Genomic DNA, 15,190 nt, shown 5'->3' on the forward strand with positions numbered 1-15,190 from the left:
CCTCTTCTCTTTTCCTGGCAGGATCCGTGCCCATGAAATGGTTAGCTCGGATCAAAAGAAAAGTCTTATCGAGGCATAAAACTGCGGCTCACCGTCGCGGGAAACTTCGGCTGTATTCCCCTATCCCCGTGCCAGGTCGAGAAAATGCCGTCCTGCCTTGTCCTCGATTTCAACGATCCACGCATCCGGATCGAATCGAACTTCTTTCGCAAGGCGCTCTTCGACCGCCTGCTCGGCGACAGGCTCAACCGAAGAAGGCGCGAACACACGCTCCACGGGCCGGCTGTCGTCGTATACGGCCTGCGGCGCGGGGGCGTAAAGCATCGCATTGCCGTCGAGCAACGCCAGCTTGACGAAAACGGCACCTGCCTCATCCGCTCCACGGCGGCGCACCGCCCCGAAAACGCCCTCGCACTGGCAACGGCGCAGATAGGCAGCGACCCAAATACTCGACTTCAACCTCATGGACATGAAGATACGCGCTTCGTGACGGCGAGACCAGTGCAGCTGGCGCATTCATGCGGCGAGGTCGAGCAGGCCTATGTCCGCTCGACAACCTTGCGTCGTTTGTCTGCTTACGGCGGCTCTGCTAGAGCGTGAGCTTGAAAAGCCTCCGAAAAGCTCAAGGACCGTTCATGATCCCCCGTTACGCCCGCCCGGAAATGGTTTCGATCTGGGAGCCGCAGACCCGCTTCAAGATCTGGTTCGAGATCGAGGCTCACGCCGCTGATGCCCAGGCCGAACTCGGTGTGATTCCGAAGGAAGCGGCCGAGATTATCTGGGCAAAGGCGAAAGACGCCACTTTCGATATTCAGCGCATTGACGAGATCGAGCGCGAAACCAGGCACGATGTCATCGCCTTCCTCACTCACCTCGCCGAAATCGTCGGTCCCGAGGCGCGCTTCGTGCATCAGGGCATGACGTCATCGGACGTGCTCGACACCTGCCTCAACGTACAGCTCAGCCGGGCCGCCGACATCCTGATCGCCGATATCGACAAGCTGCTCGGGGCGCTGAAGACCCGCGCGTTCGAACACAAGATGACGCCGACCATCGGCCGCTCGCACGGCATTCACGCCGAACCCGTGACCTTCGGCCTCAAGCTCGCTTACGCCTATGCGGAGTTCTCGCGCGCCAGGGAGCGCCTGACCGCGGCCCGCCGGGAGGTCGCGACCTGCGCGATCTCGGGCGCGGTCGGCACCTTCGCCCAGATCGATCCGCGCGTGGAAGAGCATGTCGCGGGCGCGATGGGATTGATCCCCGAGCCGGTCTCAACCCAGGTGATCCCGCGTGACCGCCACGCGATGTTCTTCGCGACGCTCGGCGTCATCGCGTCGTCGATGGAGCGGCTTGCCATCGAAATCCGCCATCTGCAACGCACCGAGGTGCTGGAAGCGGAGGAGTTCTTCTCCGAAGGCCAGAAAGGCTCGTCGGCGATGCCGCACAAGCGCAACCCGGTTCTGACCGAGAACATCACGGGGCTGGCGCGTATGGTGCGCGCCTATGTGACGCCGGCTCTGGAGAACGTCGCGCTCTGGCATGAACGTGATATCTCGCACTCCTCGGTCGAACGGATGATCGGCCCGGACGCCACCGTGACGCTCGACTTCGCGCTCAACCGCCTCGCGGGCGTGATCGACAAGCTTCTGGTCTATCCCGCCAACATGCAAAAGAACCTCGACCGTCTCGGAGGACTCGTGCACTCGCAACGCGTGCTGATCGCGCTCACGCAAAAAGGCGCGAGCCGCGAGGACGCCTACAAGCTGGTTCAGCGGAACGCCATGCCGGTGTGGCGCGGCGAAGGCGACTTCGAAACGCTTCTGAAGAACGATGCCGACGTGACGAAATATCTCACCGGCGCCGAGATCGCCGAGCAGTTCGACCTCAACTATCACCTCAAGCACGTTGACACGATCTTCAAGCGGGTGTTCGGAAGCGCTTGAGCGGGCAGCCATCACCGATTTGGATGTCGACGCCGTTTCTTCACGCGAGCCGCCATCCAATCGGGGGAGGCCCGACGACAGGCTTTCCTCGAAAACGCTACAGGCTAACTCCGCGTTAACCCTGACACTCGTAGGGTTTCTTGATACCGATCACCGGTCGACCGGCGGGCCGATTTATGGCGTTGGCGCAGAAAATCTCAAACCTACCGGTTGAGCGCCGGCGCTTCCAGCGGGTCAGGGTTCACCTGCTGGGCCGCTACATGCTGCCCGATCGGCGCGAGTTCCCCTGCCAGGTTATCAACATGTCCCCCGGCGGGCTGGCCATGCTGGCGCCCGGTATCGGCCATGTCGGCGACCGCGTTATTGTCTATCTCGACCACATCGGCCGGGTCGAAGGCAGGATCACCCGCATTATCGACAGCGGGTTCGCCATGAACATCAGCGCGACCCCGCGCAAGCGCGACAAGCTGGCCTCGCAACTCACCTGGCTCGCCAATCGCGATATCCTCAACCTTCCGGAAGACCGCCGCCACGACCGCATTATGCCCCGCAACCCGATCGCGATCCTCACCCTCGAGGACGGAACAAGGATGACATGCCGGATCATCGACCTTTCGATGTCAGGCGCCGCCGTCTCGGCTGAAAAGACGCCCCCGCTGCAGTCCAGGGTCGCACTCGGCAAGGTGCTGTCCCGCGTGGTACGAAATCTGGAAGAAGGTTTCGCGCTCGAATTCATCCACGAGCAACATCCCGACACTCTTGAAGACGACGTTACCGCCAGGTAAATGGCCTCAGCCTCCGCGGTGTAATAAGCGTGTCATAAGCACCTGAAATAACGCCTCCGGTTTCAATGGGTTCCAGTGACGGATCTCTGAAAAGAGGCGAAGCAATAATGAATAAGAAGAAATTCAACGCGGCAGTATGCGGCTTTGGATTAGTTTTGGCTACATCCCAACTCTCCCCGGCCGGCGCCCAGGAAATGGAACTGTATGTCGATACAGTGACCAAGCAGGTTTACACGGAGCCCGGTAAAAACAGGGTCATGATGGGAACTTTTCAGCAGATAAAGAAGGGTTCAGGCCAGCGGGCGCAGAGGGGCTCAAGCCGGCAGGCACAGCAAGGCTCAGGACAAACCGTCGCCCACCGGACCGTCACGCAGGACAATGATCTCCCGGTTGTAAAATCCAGGGAGAAAAAAGAGTGGTACGACAAACTCAAAATTCGTGGCTACACGCAATTCCGCTCCGCCAGCACCGTGGGCGGAGACAAGGATGCAGTCTCGTACTGGCCGGATAAATCGGTAGGCGAGAACAGCTCTTTTCTGATCAGGCGAGCACGTGTGATCTTGTACGGAGATGTCAGCGATAATCTTTACGTGTATCTACAGCCTGATTTCGCCAGCACGCCATCCGGCTCCAGCACAGGCCATTTTGGTCAGCTAAGGGATGCCTACGCCGACATCGCCTTCGATCAGAAGAAGGAATTCCGCGTCAGGGTCGGGCAATCAAAAATCCCCTTCAGCTTTGAAAACTTGCAATCCAGCCAAAATCGCCTTGCGCTCGACCGTAATGACGGACTCAACAGTTGCTGCCGGGATGAGCGCGACATCGGCGCCTTCTTCTACTGGGCCCCGGCTCATATACGCGAACGGTTCAAGGATCTCGTATCGAACAATCTGAAGGGATCGGGCGACTACGGCGTGTTCGCCTTCGGCGTCTACAACGGACAGGGCGCCAACCGTGTCGAACAGAACAATGATATGCATATGGTCGTCCGCTTCACCTATCCGTATATGTTTGGCAACGGGCAGATTTTTGAAGCAGGCGTGCAGGCCGTCCATGGCCGCTTCGTTACATCGACAGGCCCCATAAACGGAGTCACTCCAATCATGGATGCCCCCGCGAAAGGATTTAAAGATCAGCGCGTCGGGGTCCATGCCGTGCTTTATCCGCAGCCCTTCGGGTTTCAGGCGGAATGGAACTGGGGACGGGGACCTCAGTTGAACGACACTCAGACAATGCTCACTGAATCCTCGCTGAGCGGCGGCTACGTCCTCGCAAACTATCGACTTAACGCGGGACAATGGGGAATGCTGTTCCCATTCGTTAAATGGCAGCACTTCGAGGGCGGTCAAAAGTTCGAGCGCAACGCTCCACACAACTACGTCAATGATTGGGAATTCGGCGTGGAGTGGCAGGTCACGAAAGAGATCGAGCTTACAGCGGTTTATCACATGATGAATCGCACCGATCTGGCGAACGCTCCCTACGAACGATACAAGGCCGATGTCCTGAGATTCCAGCTCCAGTGGAATTACTGACGCTCTCAAGCCGGACAATGGTTTCTTGAGCATGGTCCGATTTCATGCTTAAGGCATCAAGAACGCCTCATTGACAGGCTCACCCAGGCGCTGGTCGTGTGAGCGTAGCGCCGTCAATCGGCATCGTACTCGGGCTCATTCGGGAGTCGCATTCCGGCGCTCTCGCGAATAGCGTCACCGCCCGGTAAACGGCCGTTCTCGAAAAATCACGCCCCGATCGCCGCCGTCCGCTTCCGTCACGGGAGAAATCCGCGATCCTCAAGGTTAATGGCAATCGCGTTTTCGCTGCGAGAACCCTGATTCAATCGGGATTCAATCGCTAATACTTAAAATTTGAATCAAGGACGATCGCTAAAATTTGAATCAATATCGATTCAAGTATTGATTCAATTAGCTGAGAACTTGACTCGTATTTGCGTCGAATACACTTCGAGTACTTAGCGGCGGCGCAAATTCTTTGTGCGAAATGTGGTCCCAACAAGAAACGGGGGCCACAATGCTCAACAGGGGACAGGGAGTGGGACTGGCGGTCGTTGGCGCCATCCTGTGGGGAATAGCAACATCGGCGGGCGCCGCGGGAGCAGAAAAGCTCTATGCAAGTCTCGGCGACACCACACGGGCTCCGATCGGCTGGGTTGAGTTCTGCAACGACTCTCCGAAAGAGTGCCGCCCCGGCGCGACGCAGCCGCGCGATATCGTCTTAACGCCAGACGCCTGGCGGGATCTTCTGAAGGTCAACCGCTGGGTCAACGAAACCGTCAAGCCGATGACGGACAAGGATCACTGGGGCGTCGTCGAAAAGTGGTCGCTTCCCACCGACGGTCACGGAGATTGCGAGGACTACGTCCTGTTGAAGCGCAAGATGCTGATAGACGCCGGATGGCCACGCGAGGCATTGCTGGTCACGGTCGTCCGCGACAAGCAGGGCGACGGCCATGCCGTCCTGACCGTAAAGACCGACAAGGGCGAGTTCATCCTCGACAACCAGAATGAGAACGTCATGGCCTGGACGAAGACCGGCTATCGCTTCATGAAAAGACAATCGCAAAGCGATCCCGATATCTGGGTCGCACTGGATGACAACCATCCGGCGGTGGCGACGGCCAGTTCCCGATAGGCGGCCAATACGAGACCCGCGACCCGGTCATACCCCTCCCCGTCCCCAGACCGGCTCGCGCGCGGCCAGCCTTCCCCCAAGAGGCTGGCCGCACCCTTTTTGGGAAAGCTGACGAGGACTATAGCGTTTTCGGGCGAAGCATGTCCTCGGGTTGCCCCGAGAATGGATAGCGGCTCGCGTGAAGAAAACGCGCCAAACAACAATCCAAAGCTTCGCTTCTGATTCAATCAGAAGCGAAATGCTCGAGATCATGATGGCCCTGGATCGAATCGATCCAGGGTCATGAACGTATCGCCTTCAGTATTTTTGAGAAGCGGAACGCGGCCGGAAAACCGCGCCGCACCTTGTCTCTTCCCGCTCTGGAGCCGATCAGCGCGCTACCTATGAAGCAGCCGGCTGCCAGCATCTCAACCTTTCAGACCAAGCAACTCGACGTCAAAAATCAACGTCGCATTGGGCGGAATGACGCCGCCGGCGCCGCGCGCGCCGTAACCCAGTTCCGGCGGAATGATCAGCGTACGCTTGCCGCCGACCTTCATCGTCGCGACGCCTTCGTCCCAACCTGCGATCACGCGACGCTTGCCGATCGGAAACTCGAAGGGTTCGTTGCGATCCACCGAACTGTCGAATTTCTTGCCCTTCTGTCCGTTCTCGTAGAGCCAGCCGGTGTAATGCATGATGCAGATCTGGCCCGGCTGGGGCAACGGACCATCCCCGACCTTGGTGTCCGTGATCTGCAAACCCGATGCTGTCGTCATGGTTTTCTCCGCGGTTTGGGCCGCTGCTGTAGCCGAGGCCTCGATCAGAATAACGCCGCCGGACGCAATCGCGAGAACAAACGCCAAAACGCCCGCATGTCGAAGCATCCGCATCGCTACGTTCTCCAGCCTGTTACCGGTGTCCACATCTAACCCAAGAGATACGCCACGACCACGGCTTTTTGCGACCCCCAGCGTTGAGGTTCCACCGGGTCAGCCTGTTCGCTTCAGGCCTTTTTGGAAACGCTGGCCGTTCGCGGCGTAGGCCTTCGCGCCGCCTCCCGTCGTCTCGATCTCGGAAGGCTCAAGCGTGCGGATCACGCGCGCCGGCGCGCCGACGATGAGGGAATACTCCGCGAACTGCTTGCCTTCGGTGATGAGCGCGCCGGCGCCGACGATACAGCCGCGACCAACCCGCGCACCGTTCATCACGATCGAACCCATGCCGATCAGCGCGCCATCCTCGATCGTGCAGCCATGCAGAATAACGTTATGGCCAATGGTACAATCGCTGCCGATGGTCAGAGGAAACCCTTCGTCAGTGTGGCAGGTGCAGCCGTCCTGAACGTTGGAACCCGCTCCCACCTCGATCCACTCATGATCCCCGCGCAGCACCGCGCCGAACCACACGCTCGCATTCTCGCGCAGACGGACCCTGCCAATCACCGCGGCGGTTTCGGCGATGAAATAGCGTCCGCTTTCAGGGAGATCCGGCCCCTGCCCATCGAGTTCGTAAGTCGCCATGACGGTCTCCTGCTATAGCGAAAACACTCCAGAGGCGACAATGCCACGGCGTCGCTCAGGCGAGCAGTCCGACCGCCTTCAGCGTCAGAACCACGCAGGTGCCGGACATCAGGCTCCAGAACCCCGCGACAACCGTCGCCATCATGACGAACTCGAAACGGCGGCGCTCAATGCGTCGTCCGCGAAGTGTATTGCGCATGATGATGAAGGGCGCCGCGAAGACCAGGAACGGCACCGCGGCAAACGCCCGGGCGACGACACCCTGCTGCAGCAATCCGAAGCCGGCCGGCCGTTTGACCAACGCCTGATAACCGCTGGCAAGCGCGCCCGCGATGGCGAACCCGATGCACAGGGAGAAGAAGGAGTTCAACGCATTCGGCGACATCAAAGGGGCATCCGTTCACGACGACGACGCCCCCCCTTCGCAAAATGCCGCCTGACCCGCCACCTCATCCTTAAGAAAAGGTTAACGCGCCGCACGCCGCGAGTTGCGTGGCAACTGCGAGTGCTTCCGCTCTCTCGCATGAAAACTTCACATTGCGTGGCATAGTCGCGGGCTGATTCGTCCTCTCGGAAATGTCCATCCCATGGCCTTGCTGCTGTCCGCTCCGCGTCGGTCGCGCGGATCACGTAAATCTCGCGCCCATCACCTGACCCCGCTTCTCGCCGCCGCCGTGATCGCGATGCCTTCGATCACCGCGGTCGCCTATCTGTTGTGGCCGACCTGGACTCCCAAAGCACCTGACGACAACAAACGGTTGCCGGTCAGCATTGGGCAAACCGTGTTCAATGTGCCGGAGCGCGCCTTCCGCGTGAAAGTTCAGAGGCATTCCGGACCGCAGGAGCGGATCGATCTGAGTTTCCTCTATCCTTCGCTCGCCACGCCCGACGCGCCAAGACGTGTCACCGCCGAAAGCGCCGAAGATGAACCGCGGGCGTTGGACCGCATCTTCCTGTCGATTGCCGCCCATCACGATTCTCTGGCGCCGGACACCCTCGTGCGGACAATCTACCCGCGCTATCTGGATGCGGCCCGCGCGCAGGCCGAGGACGGATTATCGATGCACGCATTCCGCGACGGAACGCCATATGCCGGCGAGGACCTGTTTATCGCGCAGTCACCCGCGCTGGTGACGCGATGCACGCGCGAGGCCATGACGCCCGGCATGTGCCTGAGCGAACGCCGGATCGGCGATGCCGACCTGACGTTCCGTTTTCCGAGACAATGGCTGACCAGGTGGCGCGACGTTGCCGGCGCGATGGAACGGCTCGCGCAGCAAGTGCGCCCGGGGCAAGATCGTTAACCCAAGATCGTTAACCAACGTCGGCCAGATCTTCCTCGAGGATGGCCATCTGAAACTGAAACGAGCGGTCGTCATCCTCGTCATCGACGAACAGCACGCCAATGAACTCCTCGCCGATATAGACCTCGGCCGAGTCGTCCTTCTTCGGACGCGGCACCACCCGAATCTTGGCGTTGCCGAACACGCGCTTGAGGTAGGCGTCGAGTTTCCTGACTTCCTGAACGTTCACGACAATCTCCAGATGTAAGGGTTCGCAGAGCTTCTAGAGCATGATCCCGAAAAGTGGAAACCACTTTTCGGGTTCATGCTCCGGAGAACCTCGGCAAGCTCATGTTTCGAGTGTCGCGTTCAGCATCTGATTCATCGTGCGCGAGGGCTCCGAGCAGCCGGCCGGACCGATCGTCCTGGCTGGAACGCCGGCGACGGTGACATTGTGCGGCACGGGTTTCACGACGACCGATCCGGCCGCGATGCGCGCGCAATGTCCGACCTCGATATTGCCCAGGATTTTCGCGCCCGCGCCGATCATGACGCCGTGACGGATCTTCGGATGGCGGTCCTCGTTCTCCTTGCCGGTGCCGCCGAGCGTCACGCCATGCAGGATCGACACGTCATCTTCAATAACGGCGGTTTCGCCAACCACAAACCCGGTGGCATGATCGAGAAAAATGCCGCGGCCGATCCTGGCTGCCGGATTGATGTCCACCTGAAACACCGACGAGGAACGGCTTTGCAGGTAATAGGCAAAATCCTTGCGGCCTTTCTGGAAGAGCCAGTACGCAAGGCGGTGGGTCTGAATGGCCTGGAACCCCTTGAAATAGAGCAGCGGATCGATGAACCGCGCCGTTGCCGGGTCCCGGTCATACACCGCCACCAGGTCGGCGCGAAACGCGTTGCCGATGTCGGGATCGTCGCGAAGCGCCTCATCGAAGGTCTGGCGGATCAGGTCGCCTGACAGGGCCGAATGGTCGAGCCGCTCCGCGACCCGATGCACCACCGCAGCCTCGAGCCGATCATGGTGAAGAACGGCCGAATAGATGAAGGCCGCCAGCTCAGGCTCGCGGCGAACGATGTCTTCGGCCTCGCTGCGGACGCGATCCCAGATCGGATCGAGCGCAGCGAATTTGGGGTTCTGCGGATTGACGTGCTGGATCGCCATGGTCGTCTCGAAACCTTGAATTCTGCCTCGCAGTTTAACATGGCGCGAGGTGGTTGTCCTTGCCGTTCAGCGAATATTCATTCGGCCTGCTTAAGATCCGGACCCTTGATCAGGGGATCTCCCGAGCGGATCGATTTACCTCAAGCAAATTATGCATTTACGCCGGACACTCAATAGGCGTAACGGCGGGATAGGCGTAACGGCGGGCCGCGCAACCGGAGGAACACGCATTTCCACCCGAGTCCTATACAGGCGCTCCATGGAAGCACCTTGGGCCTGGATCGCGGCTGTCATCATTCCCATTCTTCTGCTCGCCCCCGCGATCTGGAACGGCTATCCGCTGCTTCAACATGATACCGGCGGCTATCTGGCGCGATGGTACGAGAGCCATCTCGAGATCAGCCGCTCGAACGCGTATGGCATCTATCTTCATTTGGGCCAGGGCTCCTACTTCTGGATCAACCTGGCATGCCAGGCGCTGCTGACGCTGTGGATCCTGCATTTGACGCTGCGCGTGCTCAACATGGCGCAGCCATTGCGGCTTCTCACGATCGCCCTGATCCTGATCGCCGCCACGGCGCTACCCTGGCTCGCCAGCATGCTGCTGACCGACATTTTCGCGGGGCTGGCGGTGCTCACGCTCTATATCCTCGTTGCGCATAACGGCAAGCTCTCGATCGCCGAGAGGATCTCGCTGTTTCTGTTTACGTCCTTCGCAGCGGCCAGCCACACGGCGACGTTCGGTGTTCTGTTGGGCCTGTGCTGCGCGGGATGGATCGTCAAGCCGTTGCTCGGCCCCAGGCTTCAGACCGGAGGCCTGATCCAGGGTTCCCTCACCATCGTGACCGGCGCGGCCATGCTGCTGGCCGCCAACTTCACGTTGACGGGTCAGCTTACCTGGACGCCCGGCGGCGCGGCCGTATCGTTCGGGCGGATGATGCAGGACGGTATCGTGGCGCGCTATCTCAACGACCACTGCGACAAAATCAAGCTGAAGCTGTGCCCCTATCGCGATCAACTGCCGGCAACGGCGGATGACTTCCTTTGGGGTAACGACAGCATATTCGACAAGCTCGGCCGCTTCGAGGGCATGAACGGGGAGATGGAGTTCATCGCCACGCACGCGCTGGTGGCCTACCCGCTCTGGCAGGCCGAAGCCGCGGTCGAAGCAACGGCAGAGCAACTGGTGAGCGTCGACACCGGCGAAGGCAACACCGGATGGATACCGCACACCTACGGCATCATCGAGCGCTATCTGCCGGAACAAGTGAAGACCATGCGCGACGCGCGGCAGCAGCACTGGAATATGAAATTCACGGCCATCAACTGGATCCACGTCCCGGTCGCACTCGCCTCGATGCTGTTGCTTGCCGCGATCGCCCTCGCCGCGCTGTGGCGCCGGCGGCTTGACGACGTCGATCTTCTAGCCGTCACGGTCACCGTCGCGCTGCTCGGCAATGCCTTCATCTGCGGCGTTTTATCAGGCCCCCACGACCGCTACGGCGCGCGAATGGTCTGGGTCGCGACCTTCGTCGTGCTGATCGCCGCGGCGCGATTTCTCGCCCACCGCCATGATCCGCCTTACGGCCGGCGTGACAAAAACTTCAGCACGCCGTCCTTATAGACCTTGTCGCCCACCGCCCGCATGTGGTCGCGGTTCGGAATATCCAGCACTTCCGCGCCGGGAATGATCTTCGCCAACGCCTGCGCGGAGCCTGCGATTTCGTCTTTGCTGCCGACCGCGATCAGCGTCGGCACGCTGATGCTCGCGGCTTCCGCTTCCGTCATCAGCCGCCGTGATCCGCGCAGGCAGGCCGCCAGCGCACGACGGTCTGAACGGGTTTGATCGGCGAATGCGCGGAACGTGCGGCCGAAGGGATCGGCAACGTCGTCGAGCGAGGCTGCCTCCAGCGCCCTCGCCACGCTTTCGCCGGGACCGCCGCCCTCGATCAGGCCGACGCCAAGCCCGCCGAAGATTCCGGAGCGTACCCGCTCGGGCCTTGTATGGGCCAGGATTCCCATGATCCTGGCCCCAAGCGAATACCCCATGACATCGGCGCGCGCGACGCCAAGATGATCCATCAGCGCTGTGACGTCGCTCGCCATCGTGCCGATGTGATAGTCTTCCGGATCGTAGAGCTTGGTGGAATCGCCATGGCCGCGATTGTCGAGAGCGATGACCCGGAATCCGTTCTTGCGCAATTCCGACACCCAGGTCGGATACACCCAGTTCACATTCTTGCTCGACGCAAAGCCGTGCACGAGAACGACGGGATCGCCCTCGCCCTCGTCGAGGTAGGAGACTTCAACTTCGCCGTGATGAAAGCTCGGCATCAGCGCTTCCGTGATTGGGTGGAGACGGGATGGCCAGCAACGATCGGTTGGACGATTACGCCGGCGACGACACCGCGGAAAGTCGGCGCTGACGCCTGGCCCTTGAACGTTGCAGCGATGAGAGCGTCAGGCGCTCGGTCGCGGCCCTGATCGATGACAGGAAACCGAACAGCGCCAGCGCGGCGCTGAACACCCACATCGTAAGATTGAATGCACCGGCGGTGAGCAGCAGCGCCCCTCGTCCCAGGATCTTGATGATCGCGCGGGTCTGTCCGCCTTTGGCTTTTGCAAGGCGGGCGGCGCGCGCCACATCTTTCGGCCCCTGAGCGATCCGCAGAACGTCGAACGCACCGCGCGTCCCAGTCTTCTCGCTGATGCGGCCGACATCCTTGGCGAGCCGCACCAGTCCGCCGGCTTTCTCTGCGCGAACCGCGGCCTTGATGGCGACCGCCGTCCGCGCGGTTGCGCCAGCGACCCCGCCGCAAAGGCCTTTTGCAGTTGCCGCATATCCACCATCTCGCGCGCCGAACGACCTGCCCACCGGCTCAGGCCCTCACCGAGCCGCCCGGCCTTGCGGGCATCCTTGACCAGGGTAAGCCCGACCCGGGCCGGCGCCGCGCTGCCAACGGTCGCGAAGGTGGCGCCGGTCACGGCGACGCCCGCGACAGCAAGCCCCAGCAACAGCCGATCGGTATCCTCGCCCTTCGCCAGATGGCTTCCCTCCCGCACGATGTCCCGGACATCACCGAATACGCAAAGATCGCCGGCGAGCGTGCCCGAAAGACTGGCTCCATCGACGGCATTGCCCGTGACCAGCCCGGAAAAGAATCTCTTTGCGACGCCCTTGGTGGAATTCTCTTCCTCGGCGGCCTCGGTGACGCGTTGAGTCAAATCGCCGGGGATCGATATCCCCCTGGCTTCCGCAAGATCGACGAAACTACCCGCAAGGTCCGGATCCTGCGACGCCAGCGCCGCCTCGATGTTGCGCCCGATCAGCGCAGGATCGTTTCGAAGAACGGATTCAAGCTGAAGATCTGCGAGCCGGACGGGGTCATCCTGGGCAACCAGAACGGCTCCGGCATCCGTGGCGCGTGGCGCCAGCACGGCGAACGCCGCCGCGCAGATTGCCGCCGCCGTCATCGCGCTGCCCGTTCGCCGCTCGCTCATTGAAAATCCCGATCGCGGCGCGCCTTCGTTGCACGCCCAAGGTGGTATGCCGTTTTTCAAGCACAGCTTGTCCCACCAAAAAAGGGGTTCCCTTGAACGAAAGGATTGTGTCGAACTGCATGGCTAACGAAACGGCAGATTTTCTAGGTGAACGAGAAACCGGTTCGCGAAAAGCCCGGTGAAAACAATAATCTAGAACTTCGCTTCCGAGTCAGTCAGGAAAATTGCTCTGGCTTTTTGATCTGACGCGTTTTCTTTACCCGAACCCGACCATGCTCGGGTCAAGCCCGAGGATACGCTTCACTTGAAAACGCTATAGGAATTCGAAGCGCCGACAAGTATGGTACCGCGCGATGTCGTCGTCATCGGTGTATCGATGTCTGGCGACGACCTGAGGTTGAAAGCATGTCCGATCACGTTGTTCCCCACTTCCATAACGATTCCGGCGTCGCCGTCATTGAAATCGGCTCGCGGGAGTTCATGTGTGTCGGAGCCAATCCTCCGTTCGATCATCCGCACGTCTTTCTCGATCTCGGCGACGACGGCGAAATCATCTGCCCCTACTGCTCGACGCTGTATCGTTTCGCGGCCGACCTAGGTCCCGGACAGTCCCGTCCTCCCGGATGCGTGGTGAGGGACAAGGCCGCCTGATCCACCCTGTGCGCACGTTACGCACAGTCGTCATCGCCGGCGCCGGAATCGGAGGCTTGACGGCGGCGCTGGCGCTGGCGGCGAGAGGGTTTCGCGTCCTCGTCATCGAAACGGCCGAACGCCTCGAAGAGGCCGGCGCGGGGCTGCAGCTTTCGCCAAATGCAACGCGTATCCTGATTGGGCTCGGCCTGCATGAGCGGCTGTCCGCCCGCGCGCTAATTCCGGAAGCCGTCAGCATCATGAGCGTAAGGCACGGCGGCGAGATCTGCCGCCTCCCGCTTGGCGAGGCAGCCGCCTCGCGCGCTGGTGCGCCCTACTGGGTGATGCATCGCGCCGACCTGCAGGCGGCCCTGCTGGAGCAGGTTCACGATCATCCCGGCATCGAGCTGCGTCTCGGCGCTAACGCCGAAGACGCGGCCGCATATGCCACCGGCGCGAATGCCGAGGTGTGCGGCGGCACGACACACCCGCAGGAGACCGCATGGGCGCTGATCGGCGCTGACGGGGTATGGTCCGCCTTGCGCAGGCGGCTTTTTCCGAACGCTGCGGCGCTGTTTTCCGGCCTGATCGCATGGCGTGGGACCGTCGAGACCGCTCAACTCCCGCATGACATGGCCGCGCCGCGCATCCAGCTCTGGATGGGTCCGGACGCGCATCTCGTGACCTATCCGATGTCGGGAGGGCGCCGGATCAACCTGGTCGCGGTCGTCCCTGGCGGCTGGACTGAGCCCGGCTGGAGCGCGGTCGGAGATGCCGCGGAGATCCAGCGCGCTTTCGCGCAGGCGTCCTGGCCCCAGCCCGCGCGCTTGATGATCGACGCGGTGGACCACTGGCGCAAATGGGCGCTGTTCACGATGCCGCCGATGGCCGCGTGGCACCGCGACACCACAGCCCTGCTCGGCGATGCCGCCCATGCGATGCTGCCGTTCGCCGCGCAGGGGGCGGGCATGGCGATCGAGGATGCCGCGGTTCTGGCGCGGTGTCTCGGCGAAGCCGCGAACGGGAACTCCGAAAGCGTCGCGTCCGCGCTCGCGCGTTACGCCGGGCTGCGCCGCGCACGCGTTGCGCGGATGCAAGACACCGCGCAACTAAATGGACGAATCTACCATCTTCGGGGCGTCGCCGCCTCGGCGCGCGATCTCGCCATCAGGGCGATGGGTCCGCAGCGTATGCTGGCGCGTCAGGACTGGATCTACAATTGGCGGCCCTGAACCGGGATGGTCCAGGCCCGTCCTTCATCAGGAAGAGCACCTGACGAAGATTACTTGCGAGCGTCGCCTGCGGGCGTCTCCTGCGCCGCGGAAGCCTCGTCACATCTGTTCTTCCGCCACGTTTCATCGGCAAGTTTGGCCGACGCGCGCGTGGTGATGTAGTCGTTGCGATACGCGACTTCGGCAACGGCGACACCCGCGACGCCGGTGTGAGCCTTTTCGATCAGCCCCTGCAACTCCGCCGTGCGGGTCGCCAGATACCTGCGCTGCTGGGCAAGTTGCGGGCAGTCATAGAGATCATACTTCGCGGGATCAACGAACGCGCCCGAGACGGCGCTGTCGCCGAGATTGGCGCAACCGCCAAGACCGCCACCCATGATGAGGAGAGCGACGACCGCGGGCAGCCGCAGACGACGGTCATTCGCGGTTCGGTCCGGCATGGGTCCCCATTGACGATGCCGGGCGAGAGGCCCGGCAAACTG

General features: G+C 61.4%; 16 protein-coding genes and 1 pseudogene. 8 read left to right on the plus strand and 9 right to left on the minus strand.

Features of this window, described 5'->3' with window-relative positions; all coding sequences use genetic code 11:
- Positions 1–120: 120 nt before the first annotated feature.
- Positions 121–465, minus strand: a complete 345-nt coding sequence (locus NWI_RS11300) for a DUF1491 family protein (RefSeq protein ID WP_041345602.1) — start codon at positions 463–465, stop codon at positions 121–123.
- 170 nt (positions 466–635) lie between these two features.
- Here NWI_RS11300 and purB point away from each other — a divergent pair, with 170 nt between their 5' ends.
- From purB to NWI_RS11320, 4 genes are all read left to right on the plus strand, one after another.
- Positions 636–1,943: an adenylosuccinate lyase gene (purB, locus tag NWI_RS11305; protein ID WP_011315390.1), complete on the plus strand. Its 1,308-nt coding sequence runs from the start codon at positions 636–638 to the stop codon at positions 1,941–1,943.
- Between the two features lie 176 nt (positions 1,944–2,119).
- A complete protein-coding gene (locus NWI_RS11310; RefSeq protein ID WP_041345035.1) occupies positions 2,120–2,728 on the plus strand; it encodes a PilZ domain-containing protein in 609 nt (202 codons plus the stop codon).
- Between the two features lie 107 nt (positions 2,729–2,835).
- The gene (locus NWI_RS11315; RefSeq protein ID WP_011315392.1) at positions 2,836–4,263 is read left to right on the plus strand and encodes a porin; all 1,428 of its coding nucleotides are present in this window, start codon (positions 2,836–2,838) and stop codon (positions 4,261–4,263) included.
- A 496-nt stretch (positions 4,264–4,759) separates the two neighbouring features.
- Complete coding sequence (locus NWI_RS11320) at positions 4,760–5,380, plus strand: transglutaminase-like cysteine peptidase (protein WP_011315393.1); 621 nt, start codon at positions 4,760–4,762, stop codon at positions 5,378–5,380.
- Positions 5,381–5,787: 407 nt separating this feature from the next.
- Here the strand turns inward: NWI_RS11320 and NWI_RS11325 are convergent, their stop codons facing one another.
- The 3 genes from NWI_RS11325 to NWI_RS11335 form a co-directional block, all read right to left on the minus strand.
- Positions 5,788–6,252, minus strand: a complete 465-nt coding sequence (locus NWI_RS11325) for an FKBP-type peptidyl-prolyl cis-trans isomerase (RefSeq protein ID WP_011315394.1) — start codon at positions 6,250–6,252, stop codon at positions 5,788–5,790.
- Positions 6,253–6,351: 99 nt separating this feature from the next.
- A complete protein-coding gene (locus NWI_RS11330) occupies positions 6,352–6,882 on the minus strand; it encodes a gamma carbonic anhydrase family protein (protein WP_011315395.1) in 531 nt (176 codons plus the stop codon).
- Positions 6,883–6,937: 55 nt separating this feature from the next.
- Positions 6,938–7,267 carry a DUF6949 family protein gene (locus tag NWI_RS11335; protein ID WP_011315396.1) on the minus strand — a complete coding sequence of 110 codons (330 nt, stop codon included), beginning with the start codon at positions 7,265–7,267 and terminating at the stop codon, positions 6,938–6,940.
- 202 nt (positions 7,268–7,469) lie between these two features.
- Between NWI_RS11335 and NWI_RS11340 the strand changes: the two genes are divergently transcribed.
- On the plus strand, positions 7,470–8,186 hold the full coding sequence (locus tag NWI_RS11340) for a hypothetical protein (RefSeq protein WP_011315397.1): 717 nt from the start codon (positions 7,470–7,472) through the stop codon (positions 8,184–8,186).
- A 10-nt stretch (positions 8,187–8,196) separates the two neighbouring features.
- Here the strand turns inward: NWI_RS11340 and NWI_RS11345 are convergent, their stop codons facing one another.
- Both NWI_RS11345 and cysE read right to left on the minus strand, forming a co-directional pair.
- Complete coding sequence (locus NWI_RS11345) at positions 8,197–8,415, minus strand: DUF3126 family protein (protein ID WP_011315398.1); 219 nt, start codon at positions 8,413–8,415, stop codon at positions 8,197–8,199.
- 99 nt (positions 8,416–8,514) lie between these two features.
- Positions 8,515–9,345, minus strand: coding sequence for a serine O-acetyltransferase (gene cysE, locus NWI_RS11350; protein ID WP_011315399.1), 831 nt, complete (start codon positions 9,343–9,345; stop codon positions 8,515–8,517).
- A gap of 259 nt (positions 9,346–9,604) precedes the next feature.
- Between cysE and NWI_RS11355 the strand changes: the two genes are divergently transcribed.
- On the plus strand, positions 9,605–10,969 hold the full coding sequence (locus tag NWI_RS11355) for a hypothetical protein (RefSeq protein WP_187147970.1): 1,365 nt from the start codon (positions 9,605–9,607) through the stop codon (positions 10,967–10,969).
- Here NWI_RS11355 and NWI_RS11360 read toward each other — a convergent pair.
- Complete coding sequence (locus NWI_RS11360) at positions 10,927–11,679, minus strand: alpha/beta fold hydrolase (RefSeq protein ID WP_011315401.1); 753 nt, start codon at positions 11,677–11,679, stop codon at positions 10,927–10,929. The two genes, NWI_RS11355 and NWI_RS11360, sit on opposite strands and share 43 nt — an antisense overlap.
- A 55-nt stretch (positions 11,680–11,734) precedes the next feature.
- A pseudogene (locus tag NWI_RS11365) lies at positions 11,735–12,846 on the minus strand (hypothetical protein).
- 405 nt (positions 12,847–13,251) lie between these two features.
- Here NWI_RS11365 and NWI_RS17035 point away from each other — a divergent pair.
- Together NWI_RS17035 and NWI_RS11375 are read left to right on the plus strand one after the other, a co-directional pair.
- A complete protein-coding gene (locus NWI_RS17035; RefSeq protein WP_011315404.1) occupies positions 13,252–13,497 on the plus strand; it encodes a zinc-finger domain-containing protein in 246 nt (81 codons plus the stop codon).
- On the plus strand, positions 13,470–14,708 hold the full coding sequence (locus NWI_RS11375) for an FAD-dependent monooxygenase (protein WP_011315405.1): 1,239 nt from the start codon (positions 13,470–13,472) through the stop codon (positions 14,706–14,708). Before NWI_RS17035 ends, NWI_RS11375 begins: the two co-directional genes overlap by 28 nt.
- A 50-nt stretch (positions 14,709–14,758) precedes the next feature.
- Here the strand turns inward: NWI_RS11375 and NWI_RS11380 are convergent, their stop codons facing one another.
- On the minus strand, positions 14,759–15,148 hold the full coding sequence (locus NWI_RS11380; RefSeq protein WP_011315406.1) for a hypothetical protein: 390 nt from the start codon (positions 15,146–15,148) through the stop codon (positions 14,759–14,761).
- Between the last annotated feature and the right edge of the window lie 42 nt (positions 15,149–15,190).

This window comes from Nitrobacter winogradskyi Nb-255 (assembly GCF_000012725.1).
GTDB lineage: Bacteria > Pseudomonadota > Alphaproteobacteria > Rhizobiales > Xanthobacteraceae > Nitrobacter > Nitrobacter winogradskyi.